Source organism: Bacillus sp. EB600, assembly GCF_024494385.1.
Lineage (GTDB): Bacteria > Bacillota > Bacilli > Bacillales > Cytobacillaceae > JAEVLT01.
In genome coordinates, this window is record NZ_JAEVLT010000022.1 from 1 (window position 1) to 21552 (window position 21552).

15 protein-coding genes and 1 other annotated feature are annotated in these 21552 nt (G+C 37.1%); of the genes, 8 read left to right on the top strand and 7 right to left on the bottom strand.

Annotated elements, in window-relative coordinates:
- Nucleotides 1-639: 639 nt before the first annotated feature.
- The 5 genes from JN080_RS18980 to JN080_RS19000 all read left to right on the top strand — a co-directional run bounded on the left by JN080_RS18980 (nucleotide 640) and on the right by JN080_RS19000 (nucleotide 8435).
- Entirely contained in the window at nucleotides 640-3177 is a 2538-nt protein-coding gene (locus tag JN080_RS18980; protein WP_256237548.1) for a RecQ family ATP-dependent DNA helicase, read from the top strand.
- Entirely contained in the window at nucleotides 3150-3983 is an 834-nt protein-coding gene (locus tag JN080_RS18985) for a hypothetical protein (protein WP_256237549.1), read from the top strand. The genes JN080_RS18980 and JN080_RS18985 overlap by 28 nt, the downstream gene beginning before the upstream one ends.
- A complete protein-coding gene (locus tag JN080_RS18990; RefSeq protein ID WP_256237550.1) occupies nucleotides 3958-4608 on the top strand; it encodes a hypothetical protein in 651 nt (216 codons plus the stop codon). The genes JN080_RS18985 and JN080_RS18990 overlap by 26 nt, the downstream gene beginning before the upstream one ends.
- 405 nt (nucleotides 4609-5013) lie before the next feature.
- The gene (locus JN080_RS18995; protein ID WP_256237551.1) at nucleotides 5014-6057 is read left to right on the top strand and encodes a hypothetical protein; all 1044 of its coding nucleotides are present in this window, start codon (nucleotides 5014-5016) and stop codon (nucleotides 6055-6057) included.
- 746 nt (nucleotides 6058-6803) lie between these two features.
- Complete coding sequence (locus JN080_RS19000; RefSeq protein WP_256237552.1) at nucleotides 6804-8435, top strand: bifunctional metallophosphatase/5'-nucleotidase; 1632 nt, start codon at nucleotides 6804-6806, stop codon at nucleotides 8433-8435.
- A gap of 118 nt (nucleotides 8436-8553) precedes the next feature.
- On the opposite strand, the gene JN080_RS19005 is transcribed toward JN080_RS19000, so the two are convergent.
- Nucleotides 8554-8718, bottom strand: coding sequence for a Spo0E family sporulation regulatory protein-aspartic acid phosphatase (locus tag JN080_RS19005; RefSeq protein WP_256237553.1), 165 nt, complete (start codon nucleotides 8716-8718; stop codon nucleotides 8554-8556).
- Between the two features lie 244 nt (nucleotides 8719-8962).
- On the opposite strand from JN080_RS19005, the gene JN080_RS19010 reads away from it, so the two are divergent.
- Nucleotides 8963-10771, top strand: a complete 1809-nt coding sequence (locus JN080_RS19010) for a phospholipase C (RefSeq protein WP_256237554.1) — start codon at nucleotides 8963-8965, stop codon at nucleotides 10769-10771.
- 244 nt (nucleotides 10772-11015) lie between these two features.
- Here the strand turns inward: JN080_RS19010 and JN080_RS19015 are convergent, their stop codons facing one another.
- The 3 genes from JN080_RS19015 to JN080_RS19025 all read right to left on the bottom strand — a co-directional run bounded on the left by JN080_RS19015 (nucleotide 11016) and on the right by JN080_RS19025 (nucleotide 13998).
- Nucleotides 11016-11201, bottom strand: coding sequence for a hypothetical protein (locus JN080_RS19015; RefSeq protein ID WP_256237555.1), 186 nt, complete (start codon nucleotides 11199-11201; stop codon nucleotides 11016-11018).
- Between the two features lie 161 nt (nucleotides 11202-11362).
- Nucleotides 11363-11941, top strand: a sequence feature (23S ribosomal RNA rRNA prediction is too short).
- Nucleotides 11942-12245: 304 nt separating this feature from the next.
- Nucleotides 12246-13253, bottom strand: coding sequence for a DUF3231 family protein (locus JN080_RS19020; RefSeq protein WP_256237556.1), 1008 nt, complete (start codon nucleotides 13251-13253; stop codon nucleotides 12246-12248).
- A gap of 505 nt (nucleotides 13254-13758) precedes the next feature.
- Complete coding sequence (locus JN080_RS19025) at nucleotides 13759-13998, bottom strand: hypothetical protein (RefSeq protein ID WP_256237557.1); 240 nt, start codon at nucleotides 13996-13998, stop codon at nucleotides 13759-13761.
- Nucleotides 13999-14669: 671 nt separating this feature from the next.
- On the opposite strand from JN080_RS19025, the gene JN080_RS19030 reads away from it, so the two are divergent.
- The gene (locus tag JN080_RS19030; protein ID WP_256237558.1) at nucleotides 14670-14939 is read left to right on the top strand and encodes a 2Fe-2S iron-sulfur cluster-binding protein; all 270 of its coding nucleotides are present in this window, start codon (nucleotides 14670-14672) and stop codon (nucleotides 14937-14939) included.
- Nucleotides 14940-15155: 216 nt separating this feature from the next.
- Here JN080_RS19030 and JN080_RS19035 read toward each other — a convergent pair whose 3' ends face one another.
- Entirely contained in the window at nucleotides 15156-16688 is a 1533-nt protein-coding gene (locus JN080_RS19035) for a multicopper oxidase family protein (protein WP_256237559.1), read from the bottom strand.
- A gap of 302 nt (nucleotides 16689-16990) precedes the next feature.
- On the opposite strand from JN080_RS19035, the gene JN080_RS19040 reads away from it, so the two are divergent.
- Complete coding sequence (locus JN080_RS19040; RefSeq protein ID WP_256237560.1) at nucleotides 16991-17977, top strand: NADPH:quinone reductase; 987 nt, start codon at nucleotides 16991-16993, stop codon at nucleotides 17975-17977.
- Nucleotides 17978-18102: 125 nt separating this feature from the next.
- Here the strand turns inward: JN080_RS19040 and JN080_RS19045 are convergent, their stop codons facing one another.
- Together JN080_RS19045 and ppsA are read right to left on the bottom strand one after the other, a co-directional pair.
- Entirely contained in the window at nucleotides 18103-18582 is a 480-nt protein-coding gene (locus tag JN080_RS19045) for a hypothetical protein (protein WP_256237561.1), read from the bottom strand.
- Nucleotides 18583-18785: 203 nt separating this feature from the next.
- A complete protein-coding gene (ppsA, locus tag JN080_RS19050; protein ID WP_256237562.1) occupies nucleotides 18786-21386 on the bottom strand; it encodes a phosphoenolpyruvate synthase in 2601 nt (866 codons plus the stop codon).
- Nucleotides 21387-21552: the final 166 nt, after the last annotated feature.

Genomic DNA, 21552 nt, shown 5'->3' on the forward strand with positions numbered 1-21552 from the left:
ATTCTGGCTAACCTTATATTACGAACAAGTGCATGAATGGAACAATAAGTGGGTTGTTTGTAAGCCCGAATTATAATAAATATGCGCACCTTTCCGGTACGTATCACAAATAGCCGTATATCATGATTTTTTTAATCGAATATACGGCTTATTTCATTTGACCATGGCATGTTTTGATCTAAAGTTCAGGGTTTGATGGATGCTGAGTTTCGGTAGATCGGTCATTTTATCAAAGGAGATAACAATAATTATATTATGTAAACTAATAATTTGGAGAAAATTTAGGATTCACCATAAAACTTTTATCCACAAAATACTCAAATAAATTAACTAATTGTACTATGTGCTAAAAACACAACGTAACGCATTTAAATAAAAGGCAGTTAAATGAACGAATGTTCTGTTTGTAACTTTTCTGATTGCAGGCGCTATGATTGACAGGAAAGTCGTCTTTCTAAGATCCAGTGGAAAATGCAGTTCCACTATCTTCAATGGAAAGAGGTATGGGAAGTAAATAGGCGCTAAGTGAACTTTTTAATCGAAAAATAAATAAATGGATTATCTTCCATAATCTGTTTTTTAATAGAACGTTCTATTGTAAAATAATATATGAATATTCTATTTTAGGGGATTATGAGTATGATACAATTCACTGCTGGATACATAAATGGGGATACTAATTTTGTTATTCAAAATATAAAAATGATGGAAGACGTTATAAAAAAAGATCCTGCTATTTGTATTCTAAAAAACATTTTACAACGCGGCAATCCTACGAAAATGTCAAGATTCCTACAAGAAAACCTCCATTGTGAAAGTGGTATTCATTCTACTCCCATCTATTTTAATAGTAATGAAACACAAATCCGGTACGATACCATAAAAGGTGATGGAAAATCCGGATACAATCCCGCCTTGAAATTTTATTCTTCATTACTACCACGTGACTTAGTTGATTATAAATTTATTCAAAACTTAATGATTCCTGAATGTGAAATAACGGAGATTACAGGAGAGCATTCTTCATTTGTAAAAAGAGCGGTTGATTTTTATTTGCCACAAGCAAAACTGGTTATCGAAATTGATGGTATGCAGCATGATCAAGAGTCAGAGGTGGAAAAAGATAAACGGAGAGATTTCTTCCTTAACAAATTTGGGATTGCAACGGTTAGAATATCCACCAATGAGATCGAAAGCGGAAATTCTGGTTATATGCATAAAATCAACATGATTAAGCATCAATTAGACAAATATAAAACAGCATTACTTCCTTATCAATTAGCATTTGATCAGTTTGTACTGAATGAATCTGTGAAATCTGCAGCAGTTATGCGTTGGCAGTTGACTTTGTTATCTGTGCTGGAAAATGATGTCCTAAACTTGAATGATTCTTTATGGAAATTACAAGTGAAAGATCATGAGGGTTCCAGGGTGTTAGAATGGGCTTTAAAGGATCTTTTCCTGTGGCTGAAACACCTTTACAAATTACTAAAAAAGTCCTTTACACCACCAAAAGTTCAAATTAGGTATGTAGATGAATTTTCAACTGAAGACGGCATTAAACTAGATTTTAGTCTGCGTAAACGCTGGACTGACGAAAATAAACTAGTAGAAGATGTTATTTTTATTCGAGGAGATTATTTTTCTAATCAAGATTACTTTTCTATCTCTACATCCGATCCTATTCATTACAGGATAATCTCTGACGGCGAGGATATCGATATTCCGGCATTGGTCTTTTTACTTGAAAATATTTTTGGACATAAAAAGTTTCAAAACGGCCAGCTTCCGATTATCATTAATATCCTTTCCGGTAGAGTTACTGTTGGATTGTTACCAACAGGGGGCGGAAAATCACTTTGTTATCAATTAGCTGCAATTCTGCAGCCCTGTATTAGTTTTGTTGTTGTGCCGATTATTTCTCTCATGCGCGACCAAGTTCAAAATCTCAATAACGCTTCCATTACACGCATTAATTTTATTTCAAGTGATTTGAATACAATGGAGAAGAAACAGGTTCAATCCGATTTTTCCGAAGGTAAATATTTATTTATTTTTATCTCTCCTGAACGATTTCAGGTTCCGGAATTCAGAGTTTATCTAGAAAAATTAAATAGGGAACGTACCATAGCCTTAGCTGTCATTGATGAAGTACACTGTTTGTCCGAATGGGGTCATGATTTCCGTATTTCCTACTTGCATCTTTCTAAAACAATTAGATATTATTGTCCAACTGGTCTGCTAGTGGGTTTATCGGCGACAGCATCTTTTAATGTATTAAAAGATATCCTGATCGAATTTCAAACGGATAAAAGCAATGTAAAAACATTATTAGAATATACCAGACCAGAACTTAATTTTAAGGTATACAATCTTGTAGATGTGGACCCTAACAAAAAATATGAATACTTGACGAGTATTATTAATGCAATGAATAACAAGGCCGATATCGTAAAAAAAAGGGATAAGTACACGTATTCGGGTATTATTTTTACAATAAATGTAAATGGAAAAAAAGGCTGTTATGAGTTGTCAAACCAACTCTCGCAAAAATACCAAACGAATATACCTTTTTATTCAGGAGAAAAACCTAAGAAGGAAATGGTTTCAGCCCAAAAATTCACGAAATACAAAACAGGAATACAAGATTGTTTTAAGAAGGATGAGGTACCGATTTTAGTTGCGACCAAAGCGTTTGGAATGGGAGTAGATAAGAGTAATATCCGTTACACCATTCACTATAGTTTGCCTGGTTCACTTGAATCATTCTACCAAGAAGCAGGTCGTGCTGGTCGTGATGGTAAAAAGGCAACAAATTTTATCCTTTTTAGCAAGGACAAAATCAGCGACGAAGAATATAATAAACTTTTTCAATTAGACACCACTATTGATGAAATAAATAGCACCCTAAAAGCTGTTGGATATAAAAGACAAGGGGATATTTTAAGTAACTTTTTCTTATGGATACAAAATAATCAGGGTGTTGAAAAAGAAACTCAGATTATGAATAAGGTTATTGATACATATGCGGAAGCGGGGCAAACAAAAATTGTTTCCTGTCATGTTTTAGAGCTTAATTTTAATGAAACACAAAAAGCCATTTACCGTCTTTCTATTCTAGGAATCGTAAAAGACTGGACTGTTAATAGTTGGGAGATTTTGGTTCCTTCGAAGTGAAATTTGGCTACTTTACGATTGATACGATTCGTACTGAGCTGCTGGGTTACATCCATAAATACGATCCATCATTTAGCTTGGATGATTCATCAAATGAAAACTATATAAGATATGTAAAAATATATCAAGATAATCAAAAGGATGTAGGTGAAAGGATTTTTAAAATTCTTGTTCAATGGACATATGACAATGTCTTTTATAATCGTCGACAGTCGTTGAAAACCTTGGTAGATTACTGTACAAAATATCAAAATGACAATGAAGCATTAAAACAAAAAATTGAAGAATATTTTAAGTTTACAGATTCTGTTTACGTTCTTGACTATATAGCGCAAAATCCAGGTTCTTATACGAACTGGTTTCATGTTTTCTTTGATAAATCAGGAAAATTAATCGACTATTCAACTATAGAATCAGTAAAATCCTCTTTAGTTCGTTTCCTAGAAAGTTATCGTTTTAATACTGGGTTAAATTACTTAAGTGGAATGATTGGATTACTTACAGATGATTTTTCGGAAATAGCTGGCAAGGATCGCTTAATCTCTGCTTTTAATAATATTAAAACCTTTGAAAAGAATGTTCAGCAGAGTATTTTAACCGAAACATTAAAACTTGGCTCATATCTTGATCAGAAAAATGGGAATTTATTAAGTGAAATTCTTTGTTATTTTTATCAAGACAAAATTCTTACTATTTATCAGGAACTTAAGGATGAATATAGTTTGGGATTATACCTTCAAAGTGCAAATAAGAAATTAAAAGAAATCGGTGATTTATTCAATGGCAAACTTAGAAAAATTAAATAAGACAATTGACGAGCTTGAAAATCATTCGAAACAGATAAAAGCCACAAGTGAGGCTTTAAAAGAGTTTAAAGGCCTGTACCAAGCAATTGAAAAGACAAATTCCAATCAGGATAAAGTTAATAGGCATGTTCAGGAAATTACTACTAACTTGAAGGAAACAAACAAAGAAATAATCGATCGCTATGATGTTTTTTCTGAAAAACAACTTACATTAAATAAAAATTTAAAACAAGACTTAGCACAACTTCAGGTTTCTAATAAAAATGCTTTTGAGGAAATGTGCGGTAAAATAGAAGATTTGAATGGTATTCAGAGGAATATCAATCATCAATTAATTGAAAACGTCAAACTACTTTCATCTGAAAATACAAAACTTTATTTTGATCAAAAGAAGAATTTAGAGAATCAGCTTGATTTAAATCTAAGTGAAGTGAAGGTAATATCTACAAAAACGAGAGATACTTTTTCGGAAGAAGTCCATAAAATGGAAAAGAAAATCGATGGTTTACAAAAAAAGATATTTGAACAAGACGTAGAAAATAAAAAATACCGAACAACTATTAAGATTTTAATAGGATTAACCATTGGGCTTGGCCTGATTAATATTGTTTTAAGGTTTATTTAGGGACATATTTCTTACTGACTGTTCAGGAAAAGTGGTTCTCATTAATGGACCTTTACTAGATTAAGTTATTTAAAGTTAAAAGAAGAATCAAAAGAAGTAAATGGCCCTTTTTTATAACATTCCTCAGATGGTATTTTACCATTTAAATAGGATGAAGAGGAAGCCATACTCGACGGTAGAAACCAAAAAAATGAGTTGTTTCGTGTTGTTCGTAAGAAGTGTGCGGGTTCTAAATGAACTTTTTAAGGAAACTGAACACTCAGTTGTGGGTGATTCAAAAAGAATATCCCGATGCTTTATATTTTAAGTGTTTTTGAATACACGTTTTATTGTTATTATATTTCTACTTTACTGTATTTGGTGATGTAAAGAATCGATCGGGTGAAAATTAGGAGGGGAATGGTATTGAAAAAATGGTCAAATTCTAAATGGATCTTTGGAGGTGCAGTAGCGGTCATAGTAGTGACTGCTGCATTTTTGGGTGGATGTCAGTTTGGTGGGATAAGGCAGGAAAAGTCTGCTGTTTCAGAAAATCCGACGAAATCGACTGAACCTGTAAACAAAAGTGATAATACAGATGTTAAAAAGAGTAGAATGGCATTTGATCAAACGGCAGTTGATTCGCTTGCCCCCGGTTGGGAGCTGAAAAAATCTCAGGTGATTCAGTTTCCGAAACAAGAGGTCGTTGTTGCGGGGATTGCCAGAGAGGACAATACCAATGGCCGAAAGGGAAAAGTGATTGTGGTAAAGTATAGCAGTGATTCCGAAAACTGGGTGACCAAATGGTCCGGAGATATCTTAGACAATGATATCTATCCATTTTACGAATTCCAATCTATCTTTGTGACAAGATCAGCATCACAAAAACGGGCGCTTGCTCTCATAGCAGCAGATGTAGGCGGCAGTACAGGTTACGGGCAGGCATTAGCCTTGACGGTGGATGAAAATGGCACATGTAAATTGGAGGAAAAATTAAAAATCGATGAAATGTCAATCAAGCAAAAGGATAACGTACTTCTTGTAAGTGGCAGTCAGGAATTTGGAATGCATCAGTTATCACTTCAAGGAGAACAGTATGTTGACTCTAAAACACCTGCTTCACAGCAAGCTCCTGCCGGTGCTGTTCAAGTGCTCTTCAAATTGGACAATAACGGAAATGTAGTTTTAACAGGACAAAATACACTTACTATTAAAGTTGGACAAACAATCGCCTTTGTTTCAGCTGATGCAAAAACCAAAGAGGCATTCGATCAAGGTAATATTGAGATTTTTACTGATGGTGGGGAGGGATCTTTAAATACTTCCAATGCAAACAGAATTTCTTCTGGTAACTCTTATACATGTAATTTAAACGGGACAGTACAGTTTTTGTTAATAACTCCTGAGAAGGATACCGCATCAATTGGTACAAAGATTGTGCCAACTTTAACCGTCAACGTTCAGTCCTAATCCATATTGAATGAATCTATAAAGATAGGTTTATCAAAATAGATAACGATAATTATATTATGTAAATCAATGATCCGGAGAAGATTTTTCATTTTGAAACTGTTAATCCAAAACACACAAATAATTTAATTAATTGCCCTATGTGCTAAAAATACAATTTAGACAATGGGGGTTAGGCACCTTATCTATGACTTTGCCGGCGCTTTAAAAGGTGAACCAATTGAATGAACAAAGGGTGAACGAGGCGAGTTAGATATCCCCGGCTCGCAGTGAAATTGTCTTGGAAGGCTACGAACTTTGTGTAAGAGAAGTGGAAGGACCTTTTGGAAAATTCACTGGCCCCAGGTAAATCCTAGTACTAGGCACCGCTCGAAAACCTTGTTTAACGAGATAATTTTAAAAAGAAAAGGGTATCCAAAAAATCATTGGATACCTTTTTCCTTCTTCTTCGGTGCGAGAATAGGGAAACCAAAGTTACAAAGAGACTGGTATCTAAAGATGGATAATTTTGAACCTTTCTTACATTTTTATATCACTACTTTAGTCCTATTCATCAGGCTGTGACTATGTACAACACAAACAACAATTACAATGCTTTAGGGACGTAGTGATCCCCATTCGAATTTATACTTTCAATATATGAAGTTATCAAAACGCTTACAAAGGGTTTAAGGAAACTCAATATTCTGAAGATATACTATTAAAAGACTACTAATCTATTAAAAAAACGAGAAGGGGTTGCAAGAATGGGGAAATCTGCGGTTTGGAAAAAGATGAGCAAAGTAGTACCAGCTGTTGCCATTACTCTTGGCATGTCAGCAGGATCCGTATTTGCTGCACAGAATCAGCAGGGCAAAGGGGATGAGAATGTACACCAAAATAATATGCTTATTGATGTGCAGCTGCTGGGCATTAACGATCTGCACGGCCAGTTAGACGTAACACGTAAAGTCGGCGGCAAGGAAGTAGGACGAGCTGACTATTTAGCTGCCTATCTGGAACAGCGCGAGGCAACGAATCCGAAGAACACTCTGCTTTTGCATGCAGGTGATGCGGTAGGCGCAAGTGCCCCTACATCTTCATTGCTGCAGGACGAACCAACAATTAAAGTGCTGAACAAACTTGACTTTGACGCAGGTACTTTAGGTAACCATGAATTTGATAAAGGCGTAAATGAAATGCTGCGTTTAGTTTATGGCGGCAAAAATCCGAAAACCGGAAACGATTTTGAAGGTGCTGATTTTCCTTACGTTGCAGCCAATGTCATAGACGAGAAAACGGGGAAAGCGATTCTTCCGCCATACGTAGTAAAAAGAGTAAACGGTATGCCAATTGGAATCATTGGCGTTGCACTCTCCTCTACTCCTACCATCGTGACACCGAGCGGAGTAGCGGGCGTTAAATTTTCAGATGAGGCAGAAGCGATCAACAAGTCCGTAGCGGAGCTGCATAAGCGGGGAATTCATGCAATCGTTGTTTTAGCACATGACCCGGGAACTTCAAAAACAGATGGAACAAATGCAGCAGGTGATCTGGTTGATATCGCCAATAAAGTCGACAGTGATGTAGATGTAATCTTTGGCGGTCACAATCATGCGTACATGAATGCAACTGTAAACGGAAAGCTACTGGTTCAATCATACTCATACGGAACAGCTTTCTCTGATGTGGATCTGAAAATCGATCCGCGCACAAAGGATATTGTCAGCAAAAGCGCAGAAATTGTGACGACCTACCACGAAGGAATCCAACCTGACCCAACGATTACATCGATGATTGATAAATACGAGGCAAAAGTTGCGCCAATTGTTAAACAGGTAGTTGGTAATGCTTCAAATCCGATTACAGGTGTCCAAAATGCAGCAGGTGAATCAGCATTAGGCGATTTAATAGCAGACAGCATGCTTAAAGCGATGAATACTGATTTTGCCTTTATGAACCCGGGCGGAATTCGTGCTGATCTGCCGGCAGGGCAGCTTACATGGGGGGATTTGTACACAGTGCAGCCGTTTAACAACGACCTTGTAAAAATGGACCTGACAGGTGCTCAAATCAAGCAATTGCTTGAACAGCAGTGGGGCAGCCAGACACGGATGCTTCAGCTTTCCGGCTTGACCTATTCGTATGACAGCAGCAAACCGGCAGGCAGCAGAATTCTTCAAATTAATAAAGCTGATGGTACTTCACTTGATATGGCGGCAACCTATACGGTAACTGTTAATAACTTTATGGCGGATGGCGGCGATGAATATTTTGTTTTGAAAGAAGGCAAGAACCGGACAGTAGGTCCTGTAGACATTGACGCCTTCGTAAATTATGTTAAAACACTGTCAAATCCATTCACCTACGATATTCAAAACCGCATTTCAGGCAAATAATATTCGTTAAGATGAAAAGACCAAAATATATTTTTAATACAAAAGCTTGTATCTACTAAGTAATGTTAGATACAAGCTTTTTCTTCTCCTATCTGATCCTTTAATAATAGTCCATTGATTAAGCAGATATTTTCCCTATTATTCTCATTTGTAGATTTAGTAATTGATCGAGCTTTTTACTAAGCTTGATAGTTTCTTCAGAGGTAAACCCCTTGGACAAACCAGCGGCAATCATTTTTTTTCGCAGCTTTTCTATGTTTTTAAGTAAATCTTCATTATTCACGGCAATCCGCTCCTTGTATACAACAATCGATCTATTTTACCAGTCGAAGGTGAATTCTAGTAATATTTATTTATCGCAAATATCGACTTATTTCGAAAATGACTGGAGGATGGTTCTATAGTAGCGGTCCACAGGACCTATTTTTTTTTACGATAAATTAATACTCTTATTCCTATTAAATTTACAAACATTTGTTAGCTTTTATATAGTAGAAAAAATCAAACTTGTAACGGAGGGGAACTTAGTGAGAAAAGGATTACGAAATTTTGCTGTGTCTTTAAGTGCATTGTCGCTTTTGGCAGCACCTATTGTGGGTAAAGCAAATGCTGAAGAAATAAAACCGACATCAGCAGAGAAATTATCATCTGCAGAAACGAAAACAGCTTCTCCTATCAAACATACTGTGGTTATTTTTCAAGAAAATCGTACGTTTGATAACTATTTTGGAACATACCCTTATGCTCAGGGATTCAAACCGCTTAACGGGACACCTAAGGATGTAAGAAACTTTAAATACGTTACAGGGAATGTAACGAGAGATGCTAATGGGGATGTCTATAATCCTGATGCAAATGGAATTCCGGTTTATCCTTGGCATGATACAGGGAAAGCGGCTATTCAAGAAACAGATGTTAACCATAGTTATGGTCCAATGATCTCCATGGTAGATGGTGGTAAAATGGACAAGTTCTATCAGGTTAATCATGATAGTGGTAAACCAACCGACACGAATGATAAAGGCTTATTAGCAATGTCATATTTTGATTACAATGATATTCCGGCTTATTGGCAATATGCTCAGCATTATGCATTAGCGGATAACTATTTTCAACCTGTCTATGGTCCGTCGACACCAGGAGCACTCTATTTAGTAGCGGGGCAGTCTGGAAATGGAAGTCAAACGTCAAGTAACACAAACCCTAACTCTCAAATTACCGGTGATCCATCGCCTAAAAACGGTCCATTTGGCGGAGACAGCACGAATGGACTTAAATATAACCTGACCTATACAAACATTGGTGATGAGTTAAGCGCTGCAAACCAGTCCTGGGCTTGGTATGCTGGAGGATGGGATGCAGCAAAGGCAGATCCGACTTCAGATGAAGCGAAGAAATATTCGCCTCACCACAACCCATTCCAGTATTTTCAAAACTATGAGGATGGGAAATATAATAACAACTTAAAGGATTACAACAACTTTGCGCAGGATATTAAAAGCGGCAGTCTACCTGAAGTTAGTTTTATAAAAGCTGGATATGGTGACGATGAACACCCTGGTACTGGTAATCAAAGTACACCATCTGCAGAAGAATTTACAGTTGACACAATTAACGAAATTATGAATAGCCCATATTGGAAAGATACGGCCATTATTGTTACGTATGATGAAGGCGGCGGATTCTATGATCATGTGGCACCACCAACCGTAACTCCTAATGCAGATGGATTACAAGGAGATGGACCACGCGTTCCCGCTATAGTCATATCTCCTTATGCGAAGGAAAACTATGTCAGTCACGTTCAATACGACCATACTTCCATCTTAAAGTTCCTTGAGTGGAACTATAATTTGCCGGCGTTAAACAGCAAGGATACAAATGCCAACAACATTTTGGATATGTTTGATTTTAAACATCCGAACTTTTTACCTTACATGTATAATGATGGCGATTTGACTAACCAATCTGCCAATGGAACCTTGGTCAAAGTTCAACTAAACAATGCTCTGCTAGGAGTAAGCCATTTTGGTGAGGTCCCATTTGTTGATAAGAAAGGCAATGTTATGGTTCCATTAGACGATTTTGCCCGCAGCATCAATGGCAACGTCACGCATACAGAAGAAAATCGCCTGCTCCTCAAAACACCCGAGAAGCAAATTGAATGGAAAGTACAAGGAAATACAGCATTCGTTGACGGAAAACCAGTTCATTTAAAAACACCTGATTGGAAGAGCCCGACAGGAATCACTTATATCCCGCTTCAGTCTGCTGTTGATATTCTAGGCTGGTCTATGAATACCCAAGGAGATACAGTAATTGTCAGTAGCAAATAATCTAAAGGGTGACCCCTGTCGAGTAGACAGTTATAAAAAAGCACAATTATACATCCTGAAGAAAAATGGAAAATATTCCTGAACTTTAACATTCACTTTACGAATAACGTTAATGAGCCACAAATATACAAGTTTTTAACATTACTTGTATACTTGTGGCTTTTTTACATTTATAAAACATTTTTTCATAAACAGTATAAAGAATAAAGAGGTTTAACTACCTGCCATATAGCGAATTATTTTGTTATACAAAGACTTCATCTCTTTTTTCTTCTAACTCTCCCAGCGCGTCAAGCTTGAAGTTGTTTGGATACGTAAGTAATTTGCTAGATAGCTGATTTAATCGCATCATTGTGCTATCTTCATACACACCATCTTTAATATAATCACTGCATAACCGATAAATATCATCAAAATCAGCAAGTGACATGGTTACCACCTCCTTTCCAATTGAATAGGAGTGATACTTTTCTCCTTCGTATTATTATAAAGCATCATATAAATAGTAATGGTGATATTTATAACAATTTTATAAATATTCAGATAATCTTGTAAATACTTTAAAAATATAGCTTCCAAGAAAGATAGTGCGATCATACTTAAATTCGGGTGCCTGACCCCTGATGCGTTAACGCTTTAACACACAGAGGGTCAGGCACCCGAATGGGGGAACCCACTGTTCGTAATGGAACAGTATCTTTACCTGAATACATAGGGTAATGAAGGTAGACCCGGGGAACTGAAACATCTAAGTACCCGGAGGAAGAGAAAGCAATTGCAATTCCCTTAGTAGCAGCGAGCGAAACGGGATCAGCCCAAGTCGAGCAGGGACGAAAGTCGGGCTTAGTGATCCGGTGGTTCCGCATGGAAGGGCCATCGCTCAACGGATAAAAGCTATCCTAGGGATAAAAGCTATCCTAGGGATAACAGGCTTATCTCCCCCAAGAGTCCACATCGACGGGGAGGTTTGGCACCTCAATATCGGCTCATCGCATCCTGGGGCTGTGGTAGGTCGGTCCCAAGGGTTGGGCTGTTCGCCCATTAAAGCTGGTACGCAACGATTTGAGTTTGGAAGAAAGCAACATCAATCTAAATAAATACATAGAATTGAATGAATTGGATTAGTTGGAACGCCGTATGCGGTGAAAGTCAAATGGACGGTGTGAACGGGGGGGAAAAGGGAGCGATAACTTCAAAACCTTTAATACACCAGGAACCAAATATAGCATCGATAAAAATACATCTTTAAATTACATTCCAAAAATCTTCAATCTAGAAGAGTAGATTACTTCAATCTTCAAAAAAACGGTCCAAAGACAAATAGAAGAAAGGAAAGGAGGGGTGATTCCCCGTGGGATCCTTATGCGCATCCCACATAGCAAATCCATAATTATTTTTGAGATTGCATCTTTACCCACATCGATAAATCCTATTTTTTATCATTTTAAAGTTGTATCACTCCTCCTTAAACACTCTATTCCTTTACCAAACCTTTATGGTTTGGGGCTTGCGGAGGTTGTTCCAACCATTCGTTTTTAATCATTAAGTCTAAACCATCTTTGGCGTATTGAGCATTTTCTACTGTTAAACGGACATAAGATGCTGCAATATCCATTCTTAAACTTGCTGCTGAAGCAGTTGCATAGTTCGAAATACTTGATGCAATTAACAAGGTAATATGAAACATGATTAATTTATCAGAAAAAGGGGTGAAAGTTGAATCTGTGACTTCAAGGTCCCATGCTTTTGGAGCAGGAATGTCATCCTCAGTTAACATGGATGAAAACAGTTGAACATGCTTTTTAGATATTTCTTTACCTTTATTACAATAATCACTAACCTTTTTAGACTTCGCTACTTGGGCCAAACCTTGTAAAAGAGCTCTACCAACTTCATTTGCTTCAATATTTGCTGCAATATGAGTAATTTCGATAACATTCAGAGGTCTATTATTTAAATTTAATAAACCACCTAAATACTTCTTTTTATCAATGAAATCAACACTATCAGGAGTTGAAATATATGGCGGTCTTACAAATAATCCCTTTGATAATGAAACATCGGCTGTTTTATTATATAATTCTATTGAGGATTGTATCGCTTGACTTAGGAAATCACGGACATCAGATTTTGCGGCAGTTGCCAAAGCCACACCATATATAGATAAACCAACTTTTGACATATGTTTAACATAATATAAGTAAAAAGCATCTGAATATAGACGAGGAGAAGTTGGAAATACATCTTTGTCAGTAAAGCCAACTGGAATTGGTTGATTATCTTTTTTTAGTATTTCCTTGCTCATATTTAACATTTTTTGTGAAATATTGAATGCTAATTCTAAAATTGACTTTACTTCTGGTTCATCAACATTAGCCAAAAAGTATTCCATAATACATATAGAAAAACTGTTATTCATATAGCTACTCCAAACTACGGAAATTTCAGAAGATGTTAATCTTGGATTATGTTTCCCCACCATTTTATACCCTCCCATAAATCGATAATTATAATATCTGCTAGCTCGTGGGATTGTATACAAATTCCAAGATAATCGTAGCAATCGTTTAACTTTTAATAAAATGAAGAATCTGCTTAAATAAAGAATACAGGATCTTATTCATGTAATGGGTGCATTACTTGAATAGCCGGGCTGCCATAGCAGGCTGTTTGTTTCTTCAACAAAATAAAAATTCAGCTTAACAGGGTAGCTTTGTTATAAGAGTTACTATAAATCTACAAAAACATTAAATTTTAACTAATGGGGGAGAATCTGATGCACGTGTCTGTACCCCGATGCGTTAACGCTTTAACACACTGTGGGCAGGCACCTTATTCAAAGCAGCTAACTTTTTTAATGAAATGAGAGTGGTTGCAAGGCAAATTGTGGTTTTTATACTATTAGCAGTTAAATGAATAAATATTCTATTTAAAACAATTTGAGTGGCTTTTTCATATGGAGGAAAAAATCATTTTCAGTACAAACTTCAGATTACTCTTCGATTTTTATGGTATTCCTTGGAAGCAGAATTCAAATATATAATATTATCTTTGTATTGGTGGCAAATAAGTTCTTTCCGGTTATTTTTTGTCATGTAGTAAACCCCAATGGCAGTAAGAACAAAAAGGGCGATATACAGGAACAATCCTGCAATCGGATTGAGAACAAAAGAGACGATGTTCATGAAAAATCTACCAGATTCATAATATCCTTGACTATTTTGCATAATCGGCATTACCTCCTTGTACTTATGGCAAATAAAGCGAAATAAAAGTTCGTTATTGCTTCCAATTCATTCCTATTGAAGTTTTAAGAGGAATGTCTTCATCATTGGTACAAAGAATTAAATAAAAGAACTTGCTTTATTTGTATCATAAAAATGCCGTTTAATCTATTTAAGTTTTTGTAAATCCATCGACATATTCTGCGTTTGTTATTGAACTGTGCACCGCTTTCTGCTGGCAGAAAAAAGCCTGTATTATGATGACCGGTACAGACTTTAAATGTATAGTTTAAGGATCGATTAATTCTAGTTCGTTTCGTTTGGTACCTTGGGAACTATACCTTCAACAATATGAGATTTTGTAAAATTATCCGATGCGTTAACACTTTAACACACTAAGGGTCAGGCAACTTTTTCACGGGGGGTGTATGTAACTTTTCTGATTGGTGGCGTATTATTAATGAAAAGAGAAGGATGAATCAAACGGATAAGTATACAAGACGTGAAGGTCAGTTTTGTTCAGTTACGAAAATGTATGAATTTAATACATAACTAAGTTTGATAATTTATCAAACTGTTCCAGATTTTTGATAGAAAAATGGTGTTAGGAAAATAGGAAACTAGATTCGTTTCATGATTCCTAAAATTTATAACATAGAAAGAAGGTAATGGAAGTGTTTAGAATAACTTTAAAAAATGAAAGTTTCTATTGTCCCGAAACTATGTCCGTTGTTGAGGTTGCTAAACTGCAAGGGGTAAAAGTGCCTTATGGTTGTAATGGCGGTGGTTGCGGAATGTGTAAAATGAAAATAACAAAAGGGCACTATAAATTGAATGATTGGGCAGCCAAGGCTTTGTCAGATGAGGAAAAAAAGAATGGACATGTCTTTCTCTGTCAAACCTATCCTTTGAGTGATCTCGAACTCGAATACATTCGGAAATAGCTGATCGTTGTGCAGAAAACAAACTAAAAATTGCAATAAATTTCTTCTTCAAGAGAGTAGCAGCCTGCCCAATTTATTAGTGATTCTTGCCTTAGGGGAAAAAACTTTTTAAGAGGTTATAAAAATATACGGTTTTATAATGGCACAATTTAAATGATTGAAAAAACATGGAGAAGGCAACGTTGACAACTACCAGATTTAAAGCGGTGGGATTTGTCAGCGGATAACCATATAAGGTCTCATCATCTCATAATCTTCGTGCTCCAGTATATGACAATGCCATACATATAATCCAGTATAAGTACCAAACTTCAAAATAATCCGGGTTATTTGGTTAGGATTAGCCCGGACGGTATCTTTCCAGCCTCTTTCTTGTCGTTCTGGAGGAATTGCCGGACCTGTATAGTGGATTATTTTCTCCCTTTTATACTTTTCTACATCGAAATCTCTCCGGTCTAAGATTTGAAAATCAATTAAGTGAAGATGAATAGGATGTGAATCGTTTGTTAAGTTAATAAGATACCATATTTCTGTCTGCCCCAATTTAGGATTTTCTGTAATAGGGGCATCCCAGTGTTTATCATCAAGCAACATAATCGAACGGTTGTATTGATCTTTTTTTTCTTTTAATGAAAGATATCGTATCTTGGAAGCTGACTGTTCATTTATTTTTGGAAATGGCATCATATGTGCCGGTATTACACTCGTATCAATAGTAGCCAGAGGAAGAGTTACTCTAAATTGCATCACCGTACTTGTATTTTCATCTACTGGTTCTCCAGTTGGAAAAGGAGTGGGGGCGTCGTTGGTCATAATCATATTTTTTCCCTCGAGATTAGTAAAATCAATGATCATATCTGCTCGTTCTGCGGGTGATAACATGATTTCTTTAACTCCTATGGGGTGTTGCATTAATCCTCCATCGGTTGCAATTTGGTACATAAGCTGACCCGAATCAAGCTTAATTCTATAGAAGCGGGTGTTGGAACCGTTAAGCAGCCTAAATCGATATTTACGTGGTTCTACTTTTAAATATGGATATACTTTGCCATTCACAAGGATCTTATCTCCAAAAAATTCAGGTATTACCGATGTTTCCAAATTTGGAACAGGTTTTCTTGGCTGCTTTGGGTAATAAAGTGATCCATCTATATTAAAACTCTTGTCTTGGATAATTAGTGGAATATCATATTTTCCGGTTGGCAGATTCAATAAACGTTCGTGATGATCCGAAAGCAGGTAAAACCCTGCTAATCCAGCATACACATTCAGTCTTGTTATACCAAGCGCATGATCGTGGTACCAGAGAGTGACAGCCCGCATGTAATTATCATATTGATATACTTGTTTTGTAAAATGAGGCCCTACTTGTTGGAATCCCTTTGTAAACCAAGCTTCCGGGTATCCATCACTTTCCCATTCAACACTTGCGCCATGAATATGTACGACTGTTCGCACTTCCGGTACATCCGTATGGGCGCCATGCACTGTGCAGTCAACCGGTAAAAGATGTTTCTCAGGAAGATTGTTGATCCATTTGATGAATACTTTTTCTCCGCTTTCCACTTTAATGGTAGGTCCAGGATATCTGCCTTCATAGCCCCATACAGTAGTATCATTCAGTTCACTATGTAGAGATTGCTTAAATTCAGTCATATTTACTTCATAATAAGTATAAAACCGATCTTTCCATAGAGGTTGTAAAATTGAGGGAATGGGGAGTTCATCTATAAATTTAGAAAGAATCATCTATTCCGCTCCTTTATAATGAAGACTTTAAGGATTTTTATTCTTTCTATAGGATATAAAATAGGACTGCCCCGTATGACAATTTCACAATGTTATTGTTGCTGACAAGAGGTAAAACAAGAAGTCAGTGAAATAGCAAAAGTCATAAACGAATTTATACCCTGATAAATTCATTATTCTCCTTTTTTATTTTTCCATATTTCGCTATTATTTAGTTATCAAACGTGCAGTTTTTTTGGAAAAGAAAAATAACAGTACTTTGAAATTCTAAGATTATTTTAAAGAAGCGAGGAGGAACTAAAATGAAAGCTATTCAAATGTCGTCCTTTGGGGATCCTGAAGTGTTAAAACTGGTTGAGGTTGAAGAACCGGTGCCGGCTGAAAACGAAGTCCGCGTAAAGCTTTTTTATGCCGGAGTAAATCCGGCTGAGGCTTATATACGGGCAGGGGGGTATGCTTTTTTCAACCCGGAGTTTCCATATATCCCTGGATTTGATGGTGCAGGTGTGGTGGATGAGGTTGGTCCGGGTGTCAACAGGCTCAAGATCGGCGATCGTGTATTTGTCGCTTCTATTTTAGCTAAAAGAAAAACAGGTACATATGCGGAGAAAATGGTTTGTGATGACACTGCTGTGTATAAATTGCCGGAATCAGTCAGCTTCGAACAAGGAGCAGCGCTTGGTGTTCCAGTAACAGCTGCTTATCGTGCACTTTTTCACCGGGGACAACTAAAGCCGGGAGAAACTGTACTGGTGCATGGTGCCTCAGGCGGTGTAGGGATCTTGGCCGTCCAGCTGGCAAAATATGCAGGCGCACAAGTAATCGGAACTGCCGGCACGGAAGAAAGCATGGAATTAGTTGAAAAATCGGGAGCTGATGTCGTACTTAACCACAATCAGCCAGGTTATTTGGAAGCCATTTCTTCCATTACAAAAGGTCCCGGCGTGGATGTAATCATTGAGATGCTCGCCAATGTAAATTTGGAGGAGGATTTAAAATATTTAAACAAGTTTGGCCGTGTGGTCGTAGTAGGCAACCGCGGCTCATTGGATTTCAATCCTCGCCTGACAATGGCCAAAGAAGCCGATATCCTTGGCATGGCCGTGTGGAATGCGCCAGAGGCAGAATTTAAACAAAGTTTGGCTGCAGTTGAAGCTGCACTGAAAAACGGGGGCCTGCAACCCCTGGTAGGAACAATACTGCCGCTAGAAGAAGCGGCAAAAGCACAAGCCCAGATTCTAAGCAGCAAAGCTAAGGGTAAAATGGTATTGGAAATCGTAAAAGAATAGAAGTAATTGCGAGTGAATTCATGGAATTGTAAAACAAAAAAAGCCTGTATCGAATATTTAATCATCATGATACAGGCTTTTCGTTTAATTTTTGTTCCACTAAGGCCCTGATTAGTTACAGAAAACTATTCCTCTCTAATCTTATTTTCTCCACCATTTGGCCCTTCTTGCCACAACTGGTAAACGTAAAGAGCGATAGCAATTATTGTCATAATTAGAATCCCTTCAAGAGGAGATAAGTTCCCCGGACCGGTTGTAATTTCAAGTTTTTTCCATAATGTTCTGAGACCAAATGAATAGATACAATCTACAATCAAATTAACAAAGAAATAAATCCAAAATTTACGAAATGTGAAATAAAATATCCATATAGTTCCAACCAAAAAAACACCATAAACAGTATGTATTTGTGCTACCTTATCCCACGAAAAAAGAGTTTCTTTATACTTCCACCAATCATACGTCCAAGCAATTTGGTATATTATGGTGTTTATTACGGTTGCTAACAAGGCTACAGGCATAAATCTGCGAATAGCAGAGTTATTTAAGAAGAATAAGGAAAGCCAGGGTAATAAAAAGAAAGCCCATAAAATAAGTTTTACCATATTTTAAGTAAGTCTCCTTTCGGAATTATCCATAACTTTTCCCAAATTCCGGTAACATATCCATTTTTCTTCATACAGCTATTGCGAATCTTTCGTTTAAATGTTCCTGTTGGATAGAATATTTAAAAGTGATCGTAAAAAACGCAAAAAAGGACTTTGAAGCCACACAATTTCACTAGTTATGGTTGCTGCGTTCCCAGCTATTACAGTTTTTCGATATACCCCTCTGTCCCATGCACGCGAATTCGTTGCCCATCTTTTATCAATTTGGTTGCATTTTCTACACCGACAACAGCTGGTAAGCCATATTCACGTGCGATCACTGCTCCATGAGTCATCAGACCACCAACTTCGGTAACTAGACCTTTTATGGATACAAATAATGGTGTCCAGCTAGGGTCAGTAAAGGAGGTGACCAATATATCTCCATATTCTAAATCAGCATCTTCCATGTTTAAGATGACACGAGCGCGTCCCTCGATAACTCCGGAAGAAACAGGTAAACCCACAATAGCTTCTGCTGGCAGATTTTCTCGTTTGTACTCACCCGCAATGATTTCACCATCAGACGTGATCACACGTGGGGGAGTTAGTTTTTCATATAATTTGTACTCGTCTTTTCGTTTGCTGATGATCTGGTAATCCAGTTTATTTGTGCGTACGGCTTCGCGAAGTTCTTCAAAAGTGAGATAGTATATATCTTCTTTTTCATGAATAACGCCCGCTTGCACGAGTTGTTTGGCCTCTTTCAGTAAAGACTGCTTATAAACGAAATAGCGATAAATCATGCCGTATTTTGGATATTCACGATACCCGATAAAATTTCGGATTAGGCCGATCATTCGTTTTGTTTCTTTGACCTTTTGTTCACCATCCGGTAATTGCTTTAATTGGTCTAATAACTCTTGTTCTTTTTTCAAAGCCTTCTGCCGCCCGTGCTCAAAAATTCGATTGCTTGCATTAGGCTCAAAGTTTTTGATGTTACCTAGAATCACGGAGACAAGGGTAATTGGTTTTTCACTCCATCGAGTTCTAGTCATATCGATTTCTCCGGCACATCGCATTCCGTATTTGTTGAGAAAAGCATAGAAAGCTTCTCTAGCTATCTGTCCACCCTTAAACTTACCCAGTTCATCCAAAAAGTTATCATCTTTTACATGTTGTAAATAATCAATGACTTCTGGATAAGGTCGAATCACATCAGCGACATCCAATAGTGCGAGTCCCATTTCCGACGTAATGTTGTTTGGTACAGATTGAGAAAGCGTGTCTGCTGCGTTTTTTTCACCTAACCATTCTTTCATTTTTTCATTGATCCATGTAGAAGCATCCATAGCAGCCATAAATACAGCAGAACTTTGTGGGTCAAATAAAATCTTCTTTAATTCTTGAATATCTTCTAGAATAAAATCAACTAAATCTGATCCTGATTTTGTTTGGATGTTTTGTTTTAACTCTTCAATGGATGTTTGGCTACGCTTAATCAAATCAGAAACGATTGATGGATTGTTTTCAATTTGTGCCAGTATATCTGTATTGCCTCTAGTGGGACTCGGTGCTTTATTATCATCTGGCAACGATTTTATAAAATCTCCTCGCTCAATAATGTTCATAAGTGCGTCTTTCATGAGCGGATCGTGTTGTCCCATGGCATTTAATAAAATGTTTCTACTGACAGGTGAAGCCAGTTGTTGTGTGACATCAACAAACAGCCTTCCACCAGCTTTACGCATGGGTGCGGGAGTCGTTAACAGAAAAAAAGACAATCCCAATGGTTTTATGGGGTCGGTCATCATTTGTTGATGACCAACAGATACATAGACGTGATTTCCTTGATCATTCACTTCAGGGACGGGGAATAGAGTCGTGATCGGGCGACTCTGGACAATATAAAATGTATCATCAACCAAACACCATTCGATATCTTGTGGGCAACCAAAATAAGCTTCGATCTGTCTTCCGATGCGTGCCAGTTGTAAAATTTGCTGTTCATTAAGGGTTTGAGTCTTTTGCTGATCAGGATCGATCGGCACGGTCTCTGTTCCGCAGTCTTTTCGTCCATATATAGCCATCTTTTTGGTTGCTATCATCTTATCGACGATTTCCTCTTCCTGTACTTTATAACAATCGGCTGATACCAAGCCAGAGACCAGTGCTTCTCCAAGTCCAAAACTGGCATCGATTGATAGCAGCTTTCGGTTAGATGTAATCGGATCAGCGGTAAATAATATCCCTGAAGCCTGCGGGAAAACCATCCTTTGAACGATAACGGATAAATAAACTTGACTGTGGTCAAACCCGTTTTGTATGCGGTAGATTACAGCCCGATCCGTAAATAGGGAAGCCCAACATTTGCTGATATGGTGCAAGATTGCTTCTTTGCCGATAATATTTAAATAGGTGTCTTGTTGTCCAGCAAAAGAGGCATATGGTAAATCTTCAGTAGTTGCACTAGAACGCACTGCATAAGCATGTTCCTCGCCAAACTGGGAGAGATAGTGAGCAACTGCGCACGCAACATCGGAAGGAATTTCTACTTCCATAAGGAGTTGTCGAATCTTCCTGCTAATTGTACCAATTTGATCTCGATCCTCTACTTTTAGCCGTGTTAGTTGATCCAATAATGCTTGAAAATTTTCGTTTTGTTCGATAGCTTTTTGATATCCCACTGTTGTCACACAAAATCCTTCTGGTACGTGTATTCCTTGAATTTTTGACAATTTCCCTAAATTCAACCCTTTTCCGCCAACGAGCAAAAGCTGTGTTTTTTCCATTTCCTGAAAACCGAGAACCAAAGAACTCATTCCACATCTCTCCTAACCCATTAATGTTCTATTGATTTTACCAGTAGTAAATGGGAATAAATAGTCTATATTAACCATTTTTTATTTGCTATAATTAAATTAGGAAGAGTTCTATATGAAGAATACCTATCCTATAATGAAACAAATTCATCATACATATTCATAA